Here is a 24253-nt window from a genome sequence, read left to right on the forward strand (position 1 = left end):
TGGCATCAGCCGATTCCAGCCGTTATCGGCATGGCGTTGAGCGTACTACTTCATCAGGTTGCGCAGCACGTACTGGAGGATGCCGCCGTTGCGGAAGTAGTCGGCCTCGCCGGGGGTGTCGATGCGCACCACGGCGTCGAAGCTCACGGTGGAGCCGTCGGCCTTGGTGGCGGTGACCTTCACCGTGCTCGGCGTCACACCGTTGTTGAGCTCCTCGATGCCGTCGATGTCGTACGTCTCCGTGCCGTCCAGGCCGAGCGACGTGTACGATTCGCCGGCCGGGAACTGCAACGGCAGCACACCCATGCCGATCAGGTTGGAGCGGTGGATGCGCTCGAAGCTCTCGGTGATCACGGCCTTCACGCCCAGCATGAGCGTGCCCTTGGCGGCCCAGTCACGCGAGGATCCGGTGCCGTACTCCTTGCCGGCGAGCACGACCAGCGGGGTGCCTGCGGCCTTGTAGTTGAGCGAGGCGTCGAAGATGGTGGACGGCTTGCCGGTGGTGAAATCGTAGGTGAAGCCGCCGGGCGTCACCTCGTTGCCGGTGGATGCGAGCAGCTGGTTGCGCAGACGGATGTTGCCGAACGTGCCGCGCACCATCACCTCGTGGTTGCCTCGACGAGAACCGTACGAGTTGAAGTTCTTCGGCTCCACGCCACGCTCGGTCAGGTACTTGCCGGCGGGGCTGGACGCCTTGAACGCGCCGGCCGGGGAGATGTGATCGGTGGTCACGGAGTCGCCGAGCAGGGCAAGCACACGGGCGCCGTGGATATCCTGGACCGGGTCCGGCGTGGCCTTCATGCCATCGAAGAACGTCTGCTTACGCACGTACGTGGACTTCGGATCCCAGGCGAACAGTTCGCCTTCGGGCACGTCGAGGCCCTTCCAGCGGTGGTCGCCGTCGAACACGGAGGCGTAGTCCTTGAGGAACATCTCGCGGCTGACGGTGCCGTTGACCACAGCCTCCACCTCGGCGTTGGTGGGCCAAATGTCCTTGAGGTACACATCGTTGCCGTCCTTGTCCGTGCCGAGCGACTGGGTTTCGAAGTCGAAGTCCATGCTGCCTGCGAGCGCGTAGGCGATGACGAGCGGCGGGGATGCCAGATAGTTCATCTTGACGTCGGGGCTGATGCGGCCTTCGAAGTTGCGGTTGCCAGAGAGCACGGCGGTGACGGTCATGTCGTTGGCGTTGATCGCCTCGCTGATCTCGGGTAGCAGCGGGCCGGAGTTGCCGATGCAGGTGGCGCATCCGAAGCCGACGAGCTGGTAGCCGAGGGCGTCGAGGTCGTCCTGGAGGCCGGCGGCCTTGAGGTAGTCGGCCACGACCTGGGAGCCCGGGGCGAGCGAGGTCTTGACCCACGGCTTGGGGGTGAGGCCCTTGGCGTGCGCGTTGCGGGCGATGAGGCCGGCGGCGATCATGACGCTCGGGTTGGATGTGTTGGTGCAGCTGGTGATGGAGGCGATGGCCACGGCACCGTTTTCGAGGTTGAAGTCGCCGCGGAAGTCGGTGGACACGGCCACGGGCTCCTTGACGGTCTTGTCGGTCTCGTAGGCGGGCAGCGTGTCTTCGAACGTCTGCTTGGATTCGGTGAGCTTGATGCGGTCCTGCGGGCGCTTGGGGCCAGCGATGGACGGGACCACGGTGCCGAGGTCGAGTTCCATGTATTCGGAGTACTGCGGTTCCACGTAGTCGGGGTCGGAGGCGTCGCCCCACAGCTTGTTGGCCTTGGCGTAGGCTTCCACGAGGGCGACCTGCTCGTCGCTGCGGCCGGTGAGGCGCAGGTAGTCGAGCGTGACGTCGTCGATCGGGAAGATGCCGCAGGTGGAACCGAATTCGGGGCTCATGTTGCCGATGGTGGCACGGTTGGCGAGCGGGACGGAGGCGATGCCCTCACCGTAGAATTCGACGAACTTGCCGACCACGCCGTGCTGGCGGAGCATGTCGGTGATGGTGAGCACCACGTCGGTGGCGGTGACCCCTTCGGGGATGGAGCCGGTGAGCTTGAAGCCGACGACGCGCGGAACGAGCATGGAGATCGGCTGGCCGAGCATGGCCGCCTCGGCTTCGATGCCGCCGACGCCCCAGCCGAGTACGCCGAGGCCGTTTTCGGTGGTGGTGTGCGAGTCGGTGCCCACGCAGGAGTCGAGGTAGGCGAGCGTGTTGCCGTTCTCCTCGGCGCGGGTCATGATCACCTTGGCCAGATATTCGATGTTGACCTGGTGGATGATGCCGGTTCCCGGCGGTACGACGCGGAAGTTGCGGAAGGCCTGCTGTCCCCAGCGCAGGAACTGGTAGCGTTCGCCGTTGCGCTGGTATTCGATGTCCATGTTCTGTTCGACGGCGTCGGCGAGCGCGTACTTGTCGATCTGGACGGAGTGGTCGATGACCATGTCGGACTGGACCTGCGGGTTGATGACCTCGGGGTCGCCGCCGAGATCCTTGACGGCGTCGCGCATGGTGGCGAGGTCGACGATGCACGGCACACCGGTGAAGTCCTGCATGACCACGCGGGAGGGGGTGAACTGGATCTCGTGGCTGGGTTCGGCGTTGGGGTCCCAGTCGAGCAGCGCCTTGACGTGGTCGTCGGTGATGTTGGCGCCGTCGATGTTGCGCACGAGATTCTCCACCAGCACCTTCAGTGAGTAGGGCAGGTGGTCGATGCCGGGCAGGTTGGCGATGGCATAGTAGTCATAATCCTTGCCCGCCACGTTGAGCGTGGTGAGCTGATCGTCATGGATGGACATACGGCCTCCGTGATCTTTACGAAATCAATAACAACATAGTTCTAGCGTGTTTTTGTTTCGTGTGTAATAATGCGCCCGATCTTTGGGACGATCCAGATGCAGACGAGGAAGATCACCGTGGCGATGGCCAGTGCGGCGATCGTTGCGGTCACCATGGGCCCTGTGGGGATGATGAGGGCGAAGAAGTTCGCGACGAATGGGATGAGCATGCCGGTCACGCCACAGATGGCGAAGAATGCGACGAGCGCGCCACGCCACGAGTTGAGGGGTCTGGCCACGCGGGAGAGCACGAACATGCCCATGAGGAACAGGATGATGGCGCTGGTGGCGCGCAGCGATTCCAGATCGGCGGGATTGTCGAGGTTCCAGTGCATGACGCGCGGCACGATCCATGCGCACAGCAATACCGACAGGCCGGTGGCGATGCCGCCGGGCAGGGCGAAGGCGACGACGCGTTTGAGGAAGCCGGGGATGTAGCGGCGGGTGTTCGGCGCGAGGGCGAGGATGAATGCGGGGGCTCCGATGGTGAGCGCGCCCACGTAGGTGATGTGGCGCGGCAGGTACGGGTAGGGCATGGCGGTGAGTACCACGCCGATGGAGATGATGGCGGAGTAGACGGTTTTGACCAGGAACAGGCTGGCGACGCGTTCCATGTTGGCCATGACCTGACGGCCGCGGGCGACCACGTCGGGCAGGTGGGAGAATTTGGAGTCGACGAGCACCACCTGGGCCACGGCCTTGGTGGCGGGGGCGGCGTTGCCCATGGCGATGCCGAGGTCGGCCTCCTTGATGGCGAGCGTGTCGTTGACGCCGTCGCCGGTCATGGCGACCACGTGATCGCGCTTGTGCAACGCCTGGACGATGGCCTTCTTCTGGTCGGGCAGGACTCGGCCGAGCACATCCACGTCCTCGAGGGTTTCGGCGAGCGCGTCAATGTCGTCGGGCAGTTCGCGTGCGTCCATGTATCGCGGGGTTGTGTCGCCGGTCAGATGTACCTTGCCGGCGATGGCAGCGACGGTGCGTGGATTGTCGCCGGAGATGATGCGGCAGCGTACGCCCTGTTCGCGGAACCAGGCAAGGGTCCGTTCCGCGTCCGGTCGGATGCGTTCGGTGCAGACGACGAGTGCGACGGGTGCCGCCGATGGATCCAGTGCCGGGTCGTCGCCGGAGACGGGGGCCGTGGATCGTGCCAGCAACACCACGCGGCTTCCCTGTTCTGCGTAGGAGTTGGCTTCGTGCAATACCGTGGAGTGGTTGTCGGCGAGTGCGGCGATCACCACTTCGGGGGCACCCATATACCAGGTGGCACCGTCGGGCGTGGTGATGGCGCTCCATTTGCGCGCCGATGAGAACGGTATACGATCCGCGACATCGCCGGCGGTGATGCCCTGCTCCCCCAGTCCGGCGAGGATGGCGCGGCCGGTGCCGTTGGGCTGGCTTTCATTCGCCAGATCGTAGAGCGCCTGTTCGGCCGCATGCCGTTCGGATTGGACGACCGCATCGTCGAGCATGACGAGCCGGTCGAAGGCGATGCCGCCGTCGGTGATGGTGCCGGTCTTGTCGAGGTTGAGCGCATCCACGCGGGCGAGCGTCTCCACGGATTCGAGTTCCTGCACGAGCGTGTTCTTGCGGGCGAGCCGCATGGCCGCCACGGCGAAGTTCAATGATGTAAGCAGAACGAGTCCTTCGGGGATCATGCCCACCACACCGGCGACGGCGGAAACCACGGCCTGCCGCCATGCGCCGGTGGCGATCGCCACATCCCAGCCTCCCACGGTGTTCAGCTGCGTCCAGATGAGCAGCACGCACAGCGGCACAACGAGGAACGTCATGAATTTGAGGATGGTGTTGATGCCCGCGTTAAGATCGGAATGCGTTTTCTTGTATACCTTGGCCTGCGCGGTGAGCGTAGCCGCGTAGCTGCGCGCCCCCACGGCGGTGACCCGGCCAAGCGCGAGCCCGGATACCGCGGTGGAACCGGAGTAGGCGGTGTCGCCGGGGTTCTTGCGCACGGTTCGGGATTCGCCGGTGAGCATGGATTCGTCGAGTTCCAGTCCCCAGGTTCGCAGGATCTCCAGATCGGCGGGCACCTGGTCGCCGGCGCGCACCCAGAGCAGATCGTCCTTGACGATGCGATCGTGGGCGATCTCCTGATTGATGCCGTCACGACGGATCAGATACGTGGATGCGACGAGGATGGAAAGCTTGTCGAGCGTACGCTTGGCCTTGAGCTCGGTGAGGATGCCGATGCCCGTGTTGATGATGATCACGAATCCGAACACGGAGTCGCGCCATTGTCCGGTGAGCAGCACCATGACCATGGCCACGGCGATGATCGCGTTGAACAACGTGAACACGTTGGATCGGATGATCTGGCCGATCGAACGGGACGACTTGTCCTGCGTGATGTTGACCTCACCCTGCATGACGCGTTTGCTCACCTGTTCGCCGGTAAGTCCCGTCATGTCTACTTCGGGCATCGTGTTCTGCTGTGCCACCACTGCGCCGCCTTTCCGCTCCTGCACCGTATTCATTATGTCAGCGGCAATGCGGCTCCCGGCTCTGCGCACACGGAAACTCCGCGAAAATCACTCTTGAGGATGAGCAAGGATAAGCCAGGCACGCTCACTCCTCACGTATTATTCCGCCACTCCGGTGAGCAGCACGTTCATGGTCTTGGTGTGAGGCTTGTCGTCGATCACCCGCATCAGCGCGTCGCCGATGGCATAGTTCACCCCGCCGGTCTGCGCATCGTGTGACACCACCACGAGTCGTGCCGCATATAGAGTCTGGTCGTCGGGTTCGATCGAACTAGCCAGAAGGACCACGGGGATGCCCGCCTTGCGCGCCTTGGTGAGCGCTTCCTCCCAGCCTGTGGACTGGTCGGCGTGCAATACGATCGCCTTCACATTGCGATCAAGAAAATCGCTGACGGCACGCTGCTGGCTGCCGGCGTCCGTGTTCCCCGCGGCATACAACGCGGGCATGCGATCGTTGCCGATCGCCTCCACGATCCGGGAATCAAGATTCGCGTTGTCGGGATCGGCACTGCCCACCACACCGACCGTGGCGTCGGCACGGTCGATGCCGTCATGGGCGATCGCCGCCTCAGTCTCCTGCGTATCCCCCACCGCCTTGTCCTGCGGCATGCACCCCGCCAACGGCAGCATCATGCACATCAGCGCGGCCACTGCAATGGCATGTCTGCCCCATCTCACCATTCGACTGTTCATCATCGTTATTGTACGCAACGTCACGGTATGCTGGCCTGCATGGGAAACGAGATGTCACGCCCACAGAGGATCCGGATCGCCATCGTGGACAATGATGCACTGTCGCTGAAATTCCTGAGCATGTTTCTGCAGCAGACCAATCCAATGATTCAGGTTCTCTGGACATGCACCACAGGAGAGAAGGCAATACAGCAGGTGTTCGAACCGGATGCACAGCCCGACATACTGCTCGTGGATATGAGTCTTGGTGACATGAGCGGGGCCAGTGTTTGCCGTGAAATCAGACGAAGGACCGACCGGGTGCGGATACTGGGCATCACGTCGTTCACATTGGACCGTTATGCGCAACGATTCGCCGACGCCGGAGGCCAGGGGATTCTCGGCAAGGAGAACATGCGCGATATCGCGCTCGCCATAGGCACGGTGCTGAAGAAAGAGAGCCTTTCGGATTCATCGATTGACATGACCCCCACGGTCACGTTCGACGATGCCAAGACCGCGCATCAGAGGCTCCGTACGGCACAGGATCCATCCCAGCTGCTGAGTCCCACGGAACAGCGCGTATTGGAATTGTACGCCAATGGAGACAACATGGCCGAGGTAGCCAAAAAACTCTCCATATCGGAAGGCACTGTCAAGACGCACATCACACGACTGGAGAAGAAGCTCGGCCTGTCCTCAAGGCAACAGGTCATCGTGCACTGGTGGACCGACAAACGCTGAAAAACGAGAGGACGTAACATGACACATCAATCACGATGGACGGCATGGATTACACGACAGTTCCCCTATCTTAGTGCCGCGCTGGCCTTATTGGCGCTTGCCATGGTCGATGCAATATCGCGCGCAACATGGACACCATTGGGAATCGGGTACTTTGGTGTTTTTCTGATACTTGATGCAGTCATGGCTTGCCGTCCGATGATCGGCAGCGTTTCCATGATGGCGTTTTCCATCATTGGGAGTCTGATCACTCAAACAGTCTCCCCGAATCCCATAGTAACCGCCATGGTCGCTTTGATATTACTGGGATATTGTAGGCCGAAACTCGGCCTGATACTCGGGTGTATGGAAATAGTCTGTCCTTTTATCAATATCGCGCTTAGATATCCAGTGGACTTTGACCTATACAGTGCCGTTAACATGTGTGCGCTGACGGCACTCTGCTACTTCATCGGATACGCCTTACGTTGGAAAGACCAAGCAGCCAAAGCCGCAGTATTAAAATCGCAGCTCGGTCATCTTCAGCACACCTTGACGGTTGCCACTGCCCTCCACGATACGACGTCATCCAATCTCAGCAACATCATGCAGGTCACCCAGATGCATCTCATCAACAAGGAGGATGCCAGTAAGGACGACTGGCAATTAATCAATGCCAAGGCGACCGAGGCTCTCCACGGTGTACACCACGTGATTGCCTTGCTCGACGCCGATCAGCAATCGGTCAAGACCGAGCCTCGGCAGTCGTTCATGGAACGATTGGAATCCTGCGTAAAATTCGAGGAAACCACGCTACACAATGCCGGATTTGTCGGTACTACGTCCATTACCGGGGTCGGCAACTCATCCGATCCTCAACGAGGCCAAGCCGTATTGGACGCACTAAGCGAAATTTATCGCAACATTGAGCGCCACGCTAATCCCGATTTCTTCTACAAGGTCTCCATCAGTATCGATAATTCCATCAGCATACTTGCGAGCAATACTTGCCGCGACAAACATCTCTGTTCCATTCCCCACGGCAAAGGGCTAAAGGTGCACACCAAACGGATAGCCTCGCTCGGAGGCACCTTTACAAGCCATAAAAACGGCAACCAATGGAACGTTATACTTCAAATGCCATTGCGCTAGCTTATTTACTATGAGGACAACCAAGAGGAAACAGCCAGGGAATAATGCATCCAATATTCGTAGGCTGAGGCTCATTGAGATTAGCGTCATTCTCCCCCGTGCTGGCCATAGAGCCGAACAACGTAGCCAGTGTCATGAGTATGGCGGCAGTCGTCTTCATATCAGAAGGCCTCCTTGCATAGGATGTATATCGATATCGCTGTTATACGCCACACGCCTCTGTCATAACGTCGGTATGTATTCCCCTGGGATACATACCCTTTTGGCATTCACGACATCGTATTCTTTTGGGATACCTTTGCTCGACCCGCGATATCCGTGGCATTCATACTGAAGTCATCCTCCAAATCGGAGGATCATTCAATATGAATGCACATAGAAGGAGCTCATTATGAGCAACAAGGACATCACCGGCATCGTCGGCGACGAGTTCAAGGATCTCAACACCGAAGACATGGCCATGCTCACCGGCCGCGGCTCGAACGACGTCGCACCTGCCTCCACACCGACGGCAACAACCGTCACCGTCAGTTTTGTCGTGACTGTTTCCTACGGGTTCGCAACGAAGAAGTTCAAGTGCAGCAAGCACTGAGCTAAAACCCATACTCAGCGTGCCTGCAGAGTTCCGAGCCTCCCACAGGCACGCCGATTTATACCTATTTAACCAAAAGGAAAGAGACAATCATGAAAGCTTGCATGTGGAAAGATTTTCGCTATTTCACAACGCCGACAAATCTGCTCCTGTTTTTCCTGCTTTCCTGCATCATGCCATTGGGAGTCGTTGCGGTCTACCAGAATAATATCCTGAGCCTAGGAACCTATACGCTTAGTTTTTTCTTCTTCTATGCTCCTGCATTGGCTTGCACCCTATCCGTTGAGCAGGATAAAAGAGAGAACATTATAGAACAGTTCCATCAGGCCGAAAGATCAGTAGTCCAATATGCGCTGGCAAAGAATGCCCTTCCACTAGCTGCCGCATCTCTCGCCTGCATTCTCAATGCTGTTTTCCTCGTATACCGCGGTCTTTTGCCCTTGAGTACGAAATTCCTGTCCTACTGCGCCATGCAAATTCTTTGGATGGCTCCCTTCATCTTCTTTTCCACGGAGATCTCAATACTGTATATCTCAACCAAGAAGAAAATCCAGCATACCGATGAACTCATCATGTTCATACCAGCGCTCGTAATGGCTATTCCAGCAGCCCTTAAACCACTCATTTCCATTGAAATATTTGCCTTTATTATGGCAATGATTGCCTTAGTGATTGGAGCGGTCGCCTGCGCCATTCTCGCATATCGGTATCCTGCCAATCTCCAGTAGGAATCGCATATTGCCTTCGTAGATGTCGACATCAAAGAAAGCTTTCATATCATGAATCTCCCCTCAATCTCATCTACCCTTTCCATCGCGGAACGATATCAGCATCACAAGTCTTCCACACACTGCAATATGGCATATGACTCATTCCGCCTTTGGACTTCCCGCAACTCCTCGTTGACGTCAAAAGACTTCGACTCGATGCTGAAACTGCGCGGATACGATAAGGATCGATACGCGCAGTGCGTCAGCGAGGCTCCTGAAATGAGTCATGAAGAGCTGTTGGAGCGCGAAGCATGGTATCATTTCTTTTCCGTCATCGAGGAGTGCAACACGGACGAGGCAACGCCGTTCGACGCGGAGGCCGGATATCTCAATGCATTCATGCCGTTCGTGGCATATGCGCATCAGAAGCTTTCCGATGCATTCGACAATGCCATATGCATGGCGAACAATGAGCATGCCGGCACTGTGATGGAGCAGTGCCTGATTGCGCTTGGTTCGCGTTTGCTCAACATTGGATTGAAAACGCTGGTATTGGAGCTCAACCGCGAGCGCATGAATGGGCACCTGTCTGGAGAAGACTCTCACGCACGATTCGCAGCATATACCCGCATCGCCGCACAGCCGGAATACCGGACCGCACTGTTCGACCGGTACCCTGTCCTTGCCCGTATGCTCACTCAGGCCACGAATTATTTCATCACGTTCGTGTCGGAGATCGTGCGACGTGTGGACGACAACGCCATGGAGCTCGCCACGCTTCTGCATACGGAAGCTCCGCTTCGGTTGGAATCCATGGAGCTGGACGGCGGCGACTCGCATGATCATGGTCGCACCGCCGCGATGCTGACCATCAACGATAGCAAGGTGGCCTATAAGCCGCGTAATCTGTCGATTCACACCATGTTCGCCGATTTGACTCATGCCTGCGAACGCCATGCCGGTTTTCTGCCGATGCATGTGCCCGGCATTCTGGATAAGGGCACGTATGCGTTCGAGGAATTCGTCGCCAAACGCGACTGCACTACCGAGGATGAAGTCCGCCGCTACTATACGCGGTTCGGTCAGCTGTTGGGGCTGGTGTGGTTCCTGCATGGCAATGACATGCACTACGAGAACATCATTCCATGCGGCGAATATCCGCAGATCATCGACTATGAAACCATCGCCACGAATTACGTGATGATGGACCTGCCGCAGGATTCCGCAGACATGGTGGTGCAGCAACGACTCCGCGACTCCCTTGCCGGCAGTTCGTTCCTGCCCACGCGCATGATACTTGATGCCGCGGGGCATGCCGTGGATCTGAGCGCATTGAATCCCGAGGATCAGCGGATTCCATCCACCATTGCGGTTCCCGTGGATCTCGACAGCGATCAGGCTCGCTACGAGCGTCAGGATGGTGTGTTCAGCAAGCGTGAATATCTGCTGCACATCAATGGCATGCTGGCGGACCCGTACCGATACGGCGGGGAGATGCTGCACGGATTCGATCTGGCCATGGACGCATTGCGCGCCGTTGATGAGGCGGAGCTGCGCGGCATTGTGGAACGGGATGCCAATGTCTGCCGTATTCTGGTGCGCGCCACGAACATCTATGCCCGGTTCCAGGATTTCATCCATCATCCGTCGGCTTTGACGGATATGACCAAGGTGGAGGCCGTGCTGGAGAACCTGTACGTGTTCCCCTATCACAACAAGGCGATTTTCCTCAGCGAGTACCGGCAGATGATGGAGGGAGACATCCCCATGTTCACTGCGCGGCTCAACAGTCGCGACATGCAGGAGCCCGGCGGCGGCACCATCGGACCGGTGTTCGAACGCAGCGTGGCGGAACGGATCCTGGACACGTATGCGCATCTTGAGCGGGAGGCGGAATTCCAGCGTCAGCTGATTCGCAATGCGCTGAGACTTTCGGTGAATGATCCGCTTCCAGTATCTCCGATGGCGAAATTCGACGGTGATTCCGACCTCGATGTCGATGATGCCGAGACAGTCATCACCGCGTATCCTGCCGCCGCGGCACGGTATCTGCATGATCAAGCGGTGTACGACGACACGCACAAGACGGTATCATGGGTCGCTGCTCAGCGGGTTCTCGACCCAAATCAGGCCGACGACGTCGAACCGGATTTTCTCGCCGCTCCACCTGTGGATGAGGTCTATCTGGGTACTGGCGGCGCGGCCATGTTCCTTGCCCAGCTTGCCAATGTTCGCACGGGGAAATCTGGCGATGCGGATGAGCGTCTCGCCCGTATGACGATGCATTCGCTGATCAATCGCGTCATGCCCAGTGCCTCGTTATCCGCATTCACCGGACCTGCCTCGCATCTCTATCCTGCACTGATGCTCAGGAATCTTGGCATGGCCGGCAATGATGTCAATGACTATCTGATGCGTGCCGTGAACTATCTCGACACGTACACGACCAAGGATCTCGACGAGCGCATCGCCCAGGCAAAGCCGGACGACAAGCCCTGTCACACGGATTATCTGACCGGTGCCGCCGGCATGGTCATCGCCTATCTCGAGACCTGGCGGCAGCTGGGCGATGATGACATCCTTTTGCAGACGGTATGTCTGGGACGAAAACTCGTCATGCTGGTGAAGCAGTACTGGGATCTCGACACGGTTGACGGCGAGACGGTCTATCCCACCGGTGCCGCGCATGGATTGGAGGGCATCACCGTGGCGATGTGGCGGCTGTTTCGAGCCACTGGAGATGAGACATTCGCCGGATTCGCGCACCAGCTATGGGACCGTGCCATGACGCGCCGCGCCGCGCGGACCGCCGCTGGCACCGTCTTCCCCTCCAAGTGGTGTCGTGGTGATCTCGGCGTGCTGTGGGCGCAGAACGAGCTGGAACGGTATGGCGATGACCGTCACCGCTTCTTCACCGAAGACGTCGAAAAGCCGTTCGTATCGTATGCCGATGTTCATGCACGATTCGCGAACGCCCGGTGGCAGGACGACAGTCTATGCCATGGACGTAGCGGCGGTATCGACGTGCTGGTTTCCGTGGCGAACACCACCGGTGACGAACGCTATCGGGATCTTGCCCACACGATCGCGCGTGGCATGATCGCCGAGGCACAGGCACGGCACGGTGGCTTCGACTTCGGCCGAATCCCAGCGTTCCCCGATCTTTCCGTGTTCCTCGGTCCGCTCGGTGCGGCCTACGCGCTGCTGAGGCTCGCTCACCCTACCGTACCGTCCCTGTTGTCACTGGAGGTGTGACATGTTTCGAATCCTCGCCTATTGCGGGTCTCGCAACCCGGAATCCCGCACTTTGCAGGCCATCACACTTATTTGGGAGCAGCTCACCGACATCGCCGCCGACGCGACGCAGTGGACGATACTCACACCGCAGGATCTGACGATTCTGCCGTCGGATGGCACCGCTCGTGAATTCTTCACTGGCATCGACCATATAGAACGCTCCGGGAAGGATGATTCCGGCAGGATCAAACGGCTCATGGAGGAATGCGACTATCTGGTCCTCGGCTCGCCCACCTACGGTCACAACGTGTCGGGCGATCTGAAGATCCTCATGGACCGGCTCACCTACTGGGGGCACCTGTTCCGGCTGGCGAACAAGCCAGGCATGGCCGTGGTGGCCGCCAGCACCAACGGGTTCCTCAAGGTCGGCGGCATGCTCGAACAGTTTCTCGACACGCTTGGGGTGGTCCACGACCCGACCGTGTACACCACGTTTCCTGACCCGCTTGATGCGAGGCGTGCACGGCAGACGGCATCCAGGATCTGGTCCGCGCTGAACCGCGCGGATCCCGTGCTGCACGCCAACGAGCGGCAGGAGGCGATGTTCCAGTCATATCAGCGGCAATACATCGAACGACCAGACGAGGACGCCGAACACCGGTACTGGCAGGAGCATGGCATGTTCGACTGCGACACCTTGCAGGAATACTTCCGACTGGTCGCGCAGCGGGAAACAGCAGAGAAAGGACGATGAACGATGAGCGACAACGAAATGATGAACGAAAACGAACAGAACCAGCAGAGCAAACCCCCGATCATCGCGGTGCAGGACATCACCTTCGGATACAAGCGCAAGCAGAGCGTGCTCGAACACGTGAGCTTCGACGTGCCCAAGGGACAGTCGCTGGCGATCCTCGGCTACAACGGCGTGGGCAAAACCACGTTGTTCAACCTCATCGTCGGACTGCTGCGCCCATGGTCCGGTCAGGCGATCATCAACAAGCGTTACGTACCGTCCATGCGCGACGTGTTCGAAATGACTGAGCAGGCGAACATGATCAATTCGATGACCGTGCGCGACAACATCAAGTTCCGCAAGCTCCTATTCGACAATCGCAAGGCCCGCAAGGCCGGTGCCAAGACGATTGATCTTGCCACGCTGGAGGATCAGAAGCTCGTGCAGGCGTTCGGCATCGGCGAGCATCTGGACAAGAAGGTGTCGGATCTGAGTTCGGGACTGCGCAAACGCGCCGGACTCGTGGCCGGCATGCTGCTCGACCCGCATGTGATCATGCTCGACGAGCCGACGAATTCGGTGGATCCGCTCACCCGACAGCTGCTTGTGGACTACATCAACCAGCTGCGCGCGGATGGTCGGACGATTCTGACCATCACGCATGACCTGCACTACTGCTGGGAGGTGGCCGACCGGATCATCATCCTCGATCACAAGCGTCTGATCGCCGATCACATGATCGCCGATTTCCCCACGTTCGAGGAGTTCGAAAAGGCCGCCACCCTCGGTCAGGAGAAGACGCACGTCGATTTCGGCATCAACGACTGACGGGCACTCTGTTACTCGGCCGACCGGAACCATTTACGGAGGATTCATTCATCATGCGCATCATGTCGCCGTTGAGACTATGGCGCTGCCGTCGCCGCCGGTACCACGTGCCGCTGGTCGAGCAGGGTGAGCACAGCGAATGCGGGCTCGCCTGCGCCGCCATGCTGCTGCTCGCCTACGGGCGGCGAACCAGTCTGGAGGATCTACGTACCCGGTACGGCGTGCCGCGCGGGGGCATGAGCATGCAGGACATCGTCACCGTGCTCACCGACTTCCGTGTCTCATGCCGTGGCGTAGTCAGCCCCGCCACCATCGAGGGGACCGGCCGGCCGACCCCTAGGGTTCTCCGTGCGATGAAGTCACTGGCGGTGCCGGTGATCATGTTCTGGGATCAGCAGCATTTCGTGGTGTTGGAAAGCTATCGGTTTGGCCGGTTCCGCATCCTTGATCCGGCCAGGGGACGGCTCGCGTTGACCGACGAGGAATTCGTCGCCCATTTTTCGGGAGTCATGCTCATCAGCACCCCCAGCATCGAGGACGACGGATTCGATGATGAGGAGAATCGTGAAGGCGCCGAAGCCGAACAGGCCGAACGGACCGGTATCGGCGGGGAAAACGGCACGGGGAATCAGGATGCGATCCCGGACATGCGGAAGCTGAGGAATCGTATCCGTCTGCGGTTGCGTCTGATCGGCACCGGCACGTTGCGTCATATCGGGCAGTTCATCCGACGTTCCCCCTTCGCATTCGCGGCGACGCTACTGCTGTCGTTTGCGATTCAGGGTCTGGGGCTGATCGTGCCGTCGGTCACCACGTTCATGGTGGATCATCAGACGTTGGCCGATACGGACTCGTTCTTCATGCTCGCGCTATGCGTGGTGGCCGGTTCGCTGGCGATGTCATATTTCGTTAACGCATTCAACGATCTGGTGCTCACTCGTCTGCAGGTATCGTTCGGCCGGTTCCTGTTCGACCGATACATGCGTGGCGTACTGGATCGCGATTACGCGTTCTTCATCAACCGATCGAGCGGTGATCTGATCTACCGTGCGAATCTGGTGATGGTGATCGAACAGACACTGACCACCGGTCTGATCGGCTCACTCGTCTCATTCGTGTTTCTCATCGTGTATCTGGTCATGATGATCGTCTATTCGGTGCCGCTCACCGTGATGACGCTGACGGTGTGCGCGCTGATCCTGATCGTATCCGTGGTGTATGCGGCACGGTCCAAGATGTTGGTGGACAAGGAGACGCAGGCGCAGTCCGCGGTGCAGCAGTCGTTCATCGAGATCTTCTCCGGCATCGAGACGGTGAAAAGCCTCAATCTGGAATCGCATTTCCATGACCAGTGGCATGACGCGTTGGAACGGCAGTTGGGATTCCAAGCCCGGCGTGGACGGCTGGAGGCATGGCTGTCGTCACTGTCCGGAGCGTTGATCTTCGCGCTGCCTCTGGCGGTGGTGATGTTCGGCTCCCTGCTGGCGGGACACAGTATGATCGGGCTCGGCGGAGTCGTCGGTTTCATGACACTGGCATCGTCGTTCGCCACGCCGTTCGCCGGCATCATGGGGTCGATCAGTCAGTTCGCCGCCATCGGCACATACATCCGCAAGGTGATGGAGATCATTCCCAACGACGAAGACAGTGCCGACGAAGACAGTGCTCGTGCCGATGATTCCCCGAATGCTCTGCCGGTTCGGGAGATCCCCCAACGGCTGCATGCGGCTGACGTGTCCTACTCGTATTCGGTGTTCAGCAAACCGGTGGTGGAACATATCGACATCGATCTGGATGCAGGGAAAAAGATCGCGATCGTCGGACCGACCGGTTCAGGTAAGAGCACGGTGTTGCGTATACTCGCCGGACTGGTGGCACCCACCAGCGGACGGATGCTGGTGGAGGAGCCGGGCGCGGCGCATCCTCTGACGGCACAGTCCTCCGAATGGAGAGCCCGACATCTGGCGTTCGTGCATCAGGACTCCATGGTGTTCAACGAGACGCTGCGCGACAACATTCTGCTGCATCGAGACGATATCGCCCCGCAACGGCTGGCGGAGATCTGCCAGACCGTGGGCATCGACGAATCGATGATGAGCCCGACCATGGGTTTGGACACCATGATCAGCGAACACGGCATGAATCTGTCCGGCGGGCAGAAGCAGAAGATCGCGTTGGCCCGTGCGCTGGTGACCGATCCTGCGTTTGTGCTGCTCGACGAGCCGACCAGCGCGCTCGACAATCGATCCGAACAGCGGGTGATGGACTATCTGCTCTCCTCGCCGTGCGGGTGCGCGGTGGTGGCTCATCGACTGAACGCGATCCGACGGTTCGACGAGATTCTGGTCATGGATCATGGTCGTATCGTGGAACGCGGCACGCATGATGAGCTCATGCAGCTGGACGGCGTGTATGCGGGATTGTATGGACGCGGCCAGTGACGCGCTGAGTAATCGCGGATGGGCGTGATTCGGGGGGCGCACGACCAGCGGATGCTTGTTGGTCACACGATTGCGCCGAACAAGCACGAAACCATCGCCTCGATGCTTATTTGTCGCACGTGTGCAACGCATGAGCATCGAGGCCATTCTCTGGTACTTGTTTGACACACGCATGTGTCGGATGGGGCAGCTGGCGCTTCCCTCGGTGTGTATCCGACGTATCCATGCGTCGAATACACACCGAGGCAGTATGCTCACCGGTACGGGAGCCTCCGCGGGAACGCTGCGGGAGCATCACTTGGTGAAGAGGGCCACCGTTTCGACGTGATGGGTGTTGGGGTAGATGTCGAAGCCCTGAATGTGTGCCAGATCGTAGCCGAGATCAGTGAGCGTTGCCGTGTCGCGGGCGAGGCTCGTCGGGTCGCAGGCCACGTAGATCACGCTGCGGGTGCCGGAATCGGCGATCTGCTCGCACACGCGCCTCTTCGCGCCGGCGCGCGGCGGGTCGAGCACCACCACGTCCGGCAGGGCGAGATTCTTCGGAATGTTGCGCAGCGTCTTCGACACATCGCCGGCGCGGAAATCCACATTATCCAGTCCGGCGGCACGCAGATTGCGCTGGGCGCTTTTCACGGCGGTCTTGGCACCTTCGATGCTGAGCACCTGCGTCCGTTCGACGGTCGCGGCGGCCAATGGCAGCGTGAACAGGCCTGACCCGGAATACAGATCCCACAACACGGCCGATTCGGCACCGTCAAGTCGCTCCCGTACCAGATCGATCACCTCGTTCGCCAAGGCGATCGGCGCCTGATGGTGCACCTGCCAGAAGCCGCCGGCATCCACGGTGTAGGTAAACTCATGGCCGTCGTTGAGTCGCACGGTTTCAGTGAGCGTCTGGGAACCGGACTTCAGCTTGCCGTCGACAAGCAGAGCGTAATTGTCGCCGACAGCTGCGGGAATATCGTCATCCGACGATGCATTATTGCGCGGTTCGGGCACGGCAAGACGAATCTGGGATCCGGGGATGAATCCGCCCTCCCAGACCCGCTGCCGATCAGCCACGGCGTTAAGCGCGTCGGTGGCGAGCGGCATCGCGTCAAGCGGCACGCGGATGTGCGACTCGCGTCGGCGCATGGACGGACGGCCCTCATCATCGGCGATCATCTCGATGCGGGTACGCCAGCCGAGACCGTTGCGATCCACATCATCAGGCACGCCGACCACGGGCACCTCGACATCCACATGGCCGAGACGACGCATCTGTTCGCCGATCGTCGAGGACTTCCATCGCAGCTGTCCCGGAATGGACACATGCACCATGTCGGCGCCACCCACTCCCCCGCCCCAGGCGAGCGGACCGGCGAGCGGCCAGACGGGGTCCACACGGTCGGCGCTCGGTTCGATCACCTCGACGACCTCGCCGGTCCAGAACCGGTCATCCCGGTCATGCGGCTCGTCAAGACGGATGTCCACCAATTCACCCGGCAATGCGAAACGAACGAACACCACCCGTCCGTCGATATGCGCCACGCACCGGCCCTGATCGGCATAGCGTTCGATACGGACCTGAGTGTTCATAGGGTTTCCTTTCATACAGTTGCGATGGCTGCGACGGTCATGCCTGCTCGTCGGCGGACTCTGCATTAGCGGACTCTGCATTAGCGGCCCGCTCGGCAAGACGATGACGATGCAATGGCGTGGCGATGACCAGCCACGAAGCCCAGATGGCAGCGGCGAACAACGGCACGCCCATGATGAGCCGCGCCGTGCCCAGCCAGCCCACATGATTCGTCAGATACATGGGCACCTGCACGCCAAGACGGGCGGCGAACACCACGATCCACAACCCGGTGACGGTCATGTACGCGCGCAGCAGCGGCTTGTCGTCACGCCACGCGGACAGCCATGCGCGCGGGTGCTCGATCACCGGATTGCGCACGAACTCCACCAGCGCGCCGATGCCCGGGATACGAACAAGCAGAGAAATCGCCAACACCACGATCCAGAACGTATTGACCAGGAAACCCGGCAGATAGTAGTTGCGCGCATCATGGCTGAACCACGCCCACACCAGGCAGATCGCCACCGCGAACACGCCGGCGAGCGCGCCCATGACCGACTGCCGTTGCACAAGGCGGACGATCACCTGGATCACGGCGAGCGCCGCGGAAACCATGATCGTCAGCTGCAGGTCGCGGGTGGCGACGAACAGCACCACGAACACCACGCCGGGCAGTACGGATTCGAGTACGCCGCGCGGGCCCCCGATGGCGTCGATGACGGAGAAGTCCTCGTTGGCCAGCGACGCCATGCCGCTGCGTTTGCCGGTGTCGCCGGGGTCGGTCTTGTGATTGAACAGGCCCATGCCGGATCAGCGCACTTCGGAGAACAACGGGCCGCGACGCAGCGTGGTCTGTGTTTCCGTTTCGAGGGTCTTGCTCAGCGGTCCCTTGGGCTTGCCGGGGATCTCCACAGCCTGGGACTCGCCGGAGTCTTCACCCTCCTCGATCTTGCCTTCAGCCGCAGCCTGCTTGGCACGTTCGGCCGGGCCGATCGGCGGGTGCATGGGAATCAGGTCACGGGGGGCAAGCGGTTCATCGCCGCGCTCCACCACCACGTCGGAGAAGTACTTGTCGAGCGTCTTCTTCTCCTCGCTGTCCGGATCGGTGGCGGCAGGGCCGGAGAACACGCCGCGCAGCATCCAACGCGGTCCGTCCACGCCCACGATGCGGGTCTTGAGCACCTTCTTGCCGACCGTGACGGGAAGGATCAGCTCCTTGCCGAACGTGCCGTCCTGCTCCTTGGCGTCATGGTTGGCGTCCATGAGGTCGCTGCGCACGTCGTCCCACAGGCCGAAGGACTTGGGGGCCGCGAACGCCTCCAGCTCCAGACTGGAGTCGCCCCAGGTGATGGTGGCACCCAGAATCTGGTTGGTCTGGCGGTTGCCCTTCAGGCGCAGTTCGATGCCCTGGAGGAACGGCAGGTAGAGGGAGCCGATGTCGAGGTAGTCGTCGTAGTCGGGGATGTTGTCGTCATCCACGTCCCACGGGCCCTGATCCTCGCCGCGCTCGCCATCGGCGGTGGGCTGACGGTCGGCACGCGGTTCGGCGGCGGACTTGTCGGCGTCGTCGGAGTCACTGGACTCATCGACGATGTCGATGTCCGTTTCCTTGTCCTTCTCCTTGGCTTCCTCCTCGGCGTGCTTCTTCCTGCCGAATCCGAACAGTCCCATGGTGCCTCGTTTCTCAAACGTTCGAACGGTGAGTTTTTCCGTTACATAGACTACACGTTGTACATGATGCTCAGTGGAGCGTGGTCCGACCATCGGGCTTCGTAGGTGGGCGCCTTGTCGATGACGAATCCGCAGGCGGTCTCCGCCAGCTCCGGCGTGGCGAACTGGTAGTCGAGCCGCCAGCCGACGTTGTTGTCGAACGCGCGGCCACGCTGGCTCCACCAGGTGTACGGTCCCTGAATGTCTCCGGCGAGATCGCGCATCACGTCGACGAACTCGTATTCGTCGAGCCACCGGTCCACGTAGGCACGCTCCTCCGGCAGGAATCCGGCGTGTTTGACGTTGCCTTTCGCGTTCTTGATGTCGAGCGGCGTGTGCGCGATGTTGAAGTCGCCGCACAGCACGGCCTGTCTGCCGCCGCGTGCGGCCTCGTCGCGCAGTTCGCCGAGCCGGACGAGCATGTGGTCGAGGAACCGGTACTTCTGCGCCATCTTCGTCTCGTCTTCGGCGCTGCCCGCGTGCACGTACACGCACGCGATAGTGATCGTATAGCCCTGCGGCGTGGTGACGTCGGCCTCGATCCACCGACCGGAGTCCACGTCCTCGTCCAGTCCGGGCAGACCACGCCGAGTGGCGACTACAGGCAGCGCGGACAGCAATCCGACGCCGGCCCGGCCCTTGACCCGGCAAACCTCGTTCAGCCGATGCAGGTCACCGGGGTCGGACAGCGCACCGGCGTCGACATATCGTCGTGCAAAGTCGTCGAAGATCGGATCGATCTCGTTCTGGGGAGCGCGCACCTCCTGCATGCACCACACGTCAGGGGTATGGGCGTCAACCCATTTTCCTACGTTCTTGCGTCGGGCGGCGCGAATGCCGTTCATGTTCGAAGTGGTGATCGTAATCGTCATGGTTCCTCCAGTGTAGTAGCGACGATGCGACGGCAGCGGCATCGTGACGGCACGGTGCCACGTGACTGAATATGCGGCCGTGTCAAGTCAGGCGCGGGGAAAAGCCTGATTGTAGCGCTGGGTGAGCTGTTCGATGGAGACGTGCGTGTAGCGTTGCGTGGTCTGCAGCGAGGAATGGCCGAGCATCTCCTGCACCTCGCGCAGGTCGGCGCCGCCGTCAAGCATGTGGGTGGCGGCGGAATGGCGCAACGCATGGGGGCTGATATCCGGTACGCCGGCGGCCGCCGCACAGCGATGCACCACCGCGCGGGCCTGCCGCGCATCCAACCGGCCTCCTCGCACGCCGAGAAACACGGCCGTCGACGAGCGCCCGGCATGCTCGAGCACCCACGGATGTCCCTCATCAAGCCATTGCGAAAGCGCCGTGGCCGCCGGCACGCCGAACGGCACCACACGCTGCTTGTTGCCCTTGCCGGTCACGCGGATGGTGCGCGCGGAGAAGTCGACATCCCGCAGATCCAGGCCGATAAGCTCCGAGACGCGGATGCCGGTGGCATACAGCAGCTCCATGATGGCGGCATCGCGCAGGGCGAGTGCATGCCGCTTGGCTGTTCCCTCGGGTGAGTCATCCGTCGACTTGGCACGCCCATTCGGCGTATTCGCCCCGGCCTCGCCTGATTTCGAGGATGCGACGGATGCGGCATCCACGCTGTTCATCAGCGTCTCCGCTTGCTCCTCGCTCAGCACGGCCGGCAGCGTCGAGGGGATCTTCGGCGTCTTGAGCCCCGCCGCCGGATCGGAGGTGATCATGCCGCGGTCCTGCAGGAACGCGAAGAACGACCGCACGGACACCACCTTGCGCGCCATGGAGGAACGCGCGTGGGATCGTGACTCAAAGGCGAGCCACGACCGCAGGTCATTCACCGTCACCGCGTTGAGCGACGTCACGCCGTACAGGTGCAGCATGTGCAGGCATCCCGACAGATCGGCCCCATAGGAGCGCACGGTGTTCGCACTCAGGCCGCGATTGCGCGTCAAATACTCCAGAAACGCGTCCAGCTGGCGGTCATACTCCATCCGGCTCCTCACTTTCGGCATGCAGCGCACTCCTCACTGGTCATGTCCCTGATCATGACGACGAGTGCGACATTCCCACGATAGGACATGCCGTTGTTTCGGGCGTGGTGGTTGTCCTCCGGCGGAATCTATGGTTTAACAGAAAGGTGAACACTACCGACAACGCCATCACCCCCGCCGAGACAACCGGCGACATCGTACTCACCTTCGTGGTCCCCTCCTACAATGTGGAGGACTATCTGGGCCGCTGCCTCTCCTCACTGCTCATCGAACAGGACCTGAGCGACACGGAGATCCTCATCGTCAACGACGGTTCCAAGGATGGGACCGCCGCGCTCGCCCGAGAATACGAGAAACGCTATCCGAACGTGATCCGGGTGATCGATCAGGAGAACAAGGGCCATGGCGGCGCGGTGAACACGGGCGTGGCCAACGCCAGGGGCATGTACGTCAAGGTCGTCGACGCCGACGACTGGCTCGACATGATGGCGCTGCGCAATGTGCTGGCCGAACTGCGTACGCAGGCCCGTGCCAAGGCTCCGATCGATCTGCTCATCACCAACTACACGTACGAGAAGCAGGGCAAGCGCATCAAGCAGACGATTCGATACCGTGGCGTGCTACCCGTCAACCGGACCCTCGGATGGAACGACGTCAAACGGTTCCGTCCCGATCAGAACCTGCTCATGCACTCGCTGATCTACCGCACCAAGGTGCTGCGGGAGAAGGCGAGGCTCGCATTGCCCGAGCACACGTTCTACGTGGACAACATCTATGCGTATGCGCCCCTGCCACAGGTGCGCACGCTCATGTACATGGACGAGGACCTGTACCGGTACTTCATCGGCCGCGAAGGGCAGTCGGTGGAGAAGGACACGATGATCCGCCGCATCGACCAGCTGATCCGCGTGGTGCGCACCATGATCGACGCCACGCCGTCGCCCGATGCCGTGCCGACCGGACTGTACCGCTACATGATCCACTATCTGACCATCAACATGGCCATTGACTCCGTGTTCATGGTGCTGTCCAAGGACAAGGAGAACTACCGCCGCAAGGACGAACTGTGGGCGTATCTCGCCGAACACGCGCCCGAGGCGGACAAGGCGGTGCGCCGGACGATGATCGGACGGGCGCTGAATATTCCCGGGCCCGTCGGACGCATGCTCATCCATGTGGGCTACGGCATCGCCCACAATATCGTCGGCGTGAACTAGGAGACTAGGATTCAGCGAAAACGCCGCAGATAGTCGTCCAGCAGCTCCACGCTGCGGCCGGCCATGTACCGGTAGCCGAACGCGCCGGGATGGAAGTGATCGGACGCATAGAATGCATCCGTGTCGGAGCGCACGTCCTCATGGGTCATGTCGAGGAAGAACACGCCACGTTCGGCGCAGATCTTCCGACTGGCCCTGGTCTGCGCATCGATCTGCCCTTCAAGGAACTCCCTCAACGCCGGTCCGAGCGACGGGCTGTTGTACAGCTGCCCCGAACTGAACACCACGATGTTGTCGGTCAACGGCTGGGCCTCGTCAAGCACGGCGGCAAGATCCGTCGTCCATTCGTCGATGCTGCGCTGGGCCATGATGTCGTTGGAGCCGGCGCATACGATCAGCAGATCCGGCGACTCATCCACCTCGGGAAGTAGACGGTAACGCACGCGGCGCATGGTGGCACCCAGCTTGCCATACGTCCGCCATTGCACCTGACGTCCCAATGCGCCGGCGATCTCCTGGGCGATCGCCGGAATGAACCCGTCCTTCTGATCGTCGACACCGCAGCCGGCGACCATGGAATCGCCCACCGCCACCAGACTCAGCGGGCTTCGATCGGAGGCTAGCGGGCCGACCACGCCGGAACGATCCCCCGCCGGCTCGGCTGCAAGATGCACATGATGCTTGGCCCACCATGCCTCGGCCAGCACCCTGGCCCTGCGCGCGACGTTCATCGACTGTCCTCCCCATGGTCGCTTATCTGATGCGATACCGTATCGTCGTAAATATACATCTCCTCGGTACGAATCCGATCACCTATGGGAAACGAGACGGAGCGCGCGCAACGCCGGGTCATGCCCCGATGCCCGTAGAAGCCGAAGTCGCAGCCGGTGTCGGTGTACAGGAAGAAGTCATCGATGCCCTGATCGCGGAAGTATCGCATCGCGTCGTCGAACAGCATCCGTCCCAATCCGTAGCCGCGATATTGTCCGTCGACGATGAACAGCACAAGCTCGCCGTCATATCGTCTACCTTGGGATTCGGCGTCTCGCGACAGCTCCTTGTCGGCGGCCATGTACTGGCGGAACATGCCCAGCCCCTGACGTCCTTCGCGGCTGGTCAGCAGTCCACACACCGCTCCCAGCTGCATCAGCTGCATCCGCCGGTCGATGTGTGGATGACGACGATCGGCGGCGACGATGAGTCCGGCCACCTCTCCGTCGACGTCGGCCACCCTCATATAGGTGCGACGGGACAGGCATTCGTAGGCGTCGATCTTTCCCAACAGTGCGGCGTTACGCGCGGACATGCTGACGTCATAGCCCCAGGTTCGGCAGACGATTTCCTCGATCCTCGGCATGTCCTCGGCACGCATGGCCCTCAACACGGCTTGCGACGACATTGGTGCACAACCTCCATTCAATCGACCTTCACCTTATCCGA

General features: G+C 60.5%; 19 protein-coding genes. 9 read left to right on the top strand and 10 right to left on the bottom strand.

Going from position 1 to position 24253, the window contains the following annotated elements; translation table 11 throughout:
* Window positions 1-45: 45 nt before the first annotated feature.
* The 3 genes from acnA to EP30_RS01585 form a co-directional block, all read right to left on the bottom strand.
* Window positions 46-2745: an aconitate hydratase AcnA gene (gene acnA / locus EP30_RS01575; protein ID WP_094665044.1), complete on the bottom strand. Its 2700-nt coding sequence runs from the start codon at window positions 2743-2745 to the stop codon at window positions 46-48.
* Between the two features lie 41 nt (window positions 2746-2786).
* Entirely contained in the window at window positions 2787-5225 is a 2439-nt protein-coding gene (locus EP30_RS01580; RefSeq protein WP_094665191.1) for an HAD-IC family P-type ATPase, read from the bottom strand.
* Between the two features lie 159 nt (window positions 5226-5384).
* Entirely contained in the window at window positions 5385-5894 is a 510-nt protein-coding gene (locus EP30_RS01585; RefSeq protein WP_181160737.1) for a substrate-binding domain-containing protein, read from the bottom strand.
* A gap of 135 nt (window positions 5895-6029) precedes the next feature.
* Between EP30_RS01585 and EP30_RS01590 the strand changes: the two genes are divergently transcribed.
* The 8 genes from EP30_RS01590 (at window position 6030) to EP30_RS01625 (ending at window position 16376) form a co-directional block, all read left to right on the top strand.
* Window positions 6030-6701 carry a response regulator transcription factor gene (locus EP30_RS01590; RefSeq protein WP_181160738.1) on the top strand — a complete coding sequence of 224 codons (672 nt, stop codon included), beginning with the start codon at window positions 6030-6032 and terminating at the stop codon, window positions 6699-6701.
* An 18-nt stretch (window positions 6702-6719) separates the two neighbouring features.
* Window positions 6720-7832 carry a hypothetical protein gene (locus EP30_RS01595; RefSeq protein ID WP_140555541.1) on the top strand — a complete coding sequence of 371 codons (1113 nt, stop codon included), beginning with the start codon at window positions 6720-6722 and terminating at the stop codon, window positions 7830-7832.
* Window positions 7833-8223: 391 nt separating this feature from the next.
* On the top strand, window positions 8224-8424 hold the full coding sequence (locus EP30_RS01600; protein ID WP_140555544.1) for a lichenicidin A2 family type 2 lantibiotic: 201 nt from the start codon (window positions 8224-8226) through the stop codon (window positions 8422-8424).
* 92 nt (window positions 8425-8516) lie between these two features.
* On the top strand, window positions 8517-9152 hold the full coding sequence (locus EP30_RS01605; RefSeq protein ID WP_140555547.1) for a hypothetical protein: 636 nt from the start codon (window positions 8517-8519) through the stop codon (window positions 9150-9152).
* A gap of 198 nt (window positions 9153-9350) precedes the next feature.
* Window positions 9351-12389 carry a type 2 lanthipeptide synthetase LanM gene (gene lanM / locus EP30_RS01610; protein WP_181160739.1) on the top strand — a complete coding sequence of 1013 codons (3039 nt, stop codon included), beginning with the start codon at window positions 9351-9353 and terminating at the stop codon, window positions 12387-12389.
* Between the two features lies 1 nt (window position 12390).
* Window positions 12391-13125 carry a flavodoxin family protein gene (locus EP30_RS01615; RefSeq protein WP_140555551.1) on the top strand — a complete coding sequence of 245 codons (735 nt, stop codon included), beginning with the start codon at window positions 12391-12393 and terminating at the stop codon, window positions 13123-13125.
* Window positions 13126-13128: 3 nt separating this feature from the next.
* Window positions 13129-13935: an ATP-binding cassette domain-containing protein gene (locus EP30_RS01620; RefSeq protein ID WP_258185300.1), complete on the top strand. Its 807-nt coding sequence runs from the start codon at window positions 13129-13131 to the stop codon at window positions 13933-13935.
* Between the two features lie 53 nt (window positions 13936-13988).
* Entirely contained in the window at window positions 13989-16376 is a 2388-nt protein-coding gene (locus EP30_RS01625; protein ID WP_140555554.1) for a peptidase domain-containing ABC transporter, read from the top strand.
* Between the two features lie 294 nt (window positions 16377-16670).
* Here EP30_RS01625 and EP30_RS01630 read toward each other — a convergent pair whose 3' ends face one another.
* From EP30_RS01630 to EP30_RS01650, 5 genes are all read right to left on the bottom strand, one after another.
* Complete coding sequence (locus EP30_RS01630; RefSeq protein WP_140555556.1) at window positions 16671-17954, bottom strand: class I SAM-dependent RNA methyltransferase; 1284 nt, start codon at window positions 17952-17954, stop codon at window positions 16671-16673.
* A 37-nt stretch (window positions 17955-17991) separates the two neighbouring features.
* The gene (locus tag EP30_RS01635; protein ID WP_258185301.1) at window positions 17992-18741 is read right to left on the bottom strand and encodes a DUF3159 domain-containing protein; all 750 of its coding nucleotides are present in this window, start codon (window positions 18739-18741) and stop codon (window positions 17992-17994) included.
* Window positions 18742-18747: 6 nt separating this feature from the next.
* A complete protein-coding gene (locus EP30_RS01640) occupies window positions 18748-19608 on the bottom strand; it encodes a DUF3710 domain-containing protein (RefSeq protein WP_140555559.1) in 861 nt (286 codons plus the stop codon).
* Between the two features lie 50 nt (window positions 19609-19658).
* Window positions 19659-20519, bottom strand: a complete 861-nt coding sequence (locus EP30_RS01645) for an exodeoxyribonuclease III (protein ID WP_140555561.1) — start codon at window positions 20517-20519, stop codon at window positions 19659-19661.
* Between the two features lie 87 nt (window positions 20520-20606).
* Entirely contained in the window at window positions 20607-21596 is a 990-nt protein-coding gene (locus EP30_RS01650) for a tyrosine recombinase XerC (RefSeq protein WP_140555699.1), read from the bottom strand.
* Window positions 21597-21742: 146 nt separating this feature from the next.
* On the opposite strand from EP30_RS01650, the gene EP30_RS01655 reads away from it, so the two are divergent.
* Window positions 21743-22813: a glycosyltransferase family 2 protein gene (locus tag EP30_RS01655; RefSeq protein WP_258185302.1), complete on the top strand. Its 1071-nt coding sequence runs from the start codon at window positions 21743-21745 to the stop codon at window positions 22811-22813.
* An 11-nt stretch (window positions 22814-22824) separates the two neighbouring features.
* On the opposite strand, the gene EP30_RS01660 is transcribed toward EP30_RS01655, so the two are convergent.
* Both EP30_RS01660 and EP30_RS01665 read right to left on the bottom strand, forming a co-directional pair.
* The gene (locus EP30_RS01660) at window positions 22825-23544 is read right to left on the bottom strand and encodes an SGNH/GDSL hydrolase family protein (protein ID WP_140555563.1); all 720 of its coding nucleotides are present in this window, start codon (window positions 23542-23544) and stop codon (window positions 22825-22827) included.
* Complete coding sequence (locus EP30_RS01665) at window positions 23541-24212, bottom strand: GNAT family N-acetyltransferase (protein WP_140555565.1); 672 nt, start codon at window positions 24210-24212, stop codon at window positions 23541-23543. The genes EP30_RS01660 and EP30_RS01665 overlap by 4 nt, the downstream gene beginning before the upstream one ends.
* Window positions 24213-24253 lie beyond the last annotated feature (41 nt).

Source organism: Bifidobacterium sp. UTCIF-39 (assembly GCF_006408715.1).
GTDB lineage: Bacteria > Actinomycetota > Actinomycetes > Actinomycetales > Bifidobacteriaceae > Galliscardovia > Galliscardovia tissieri.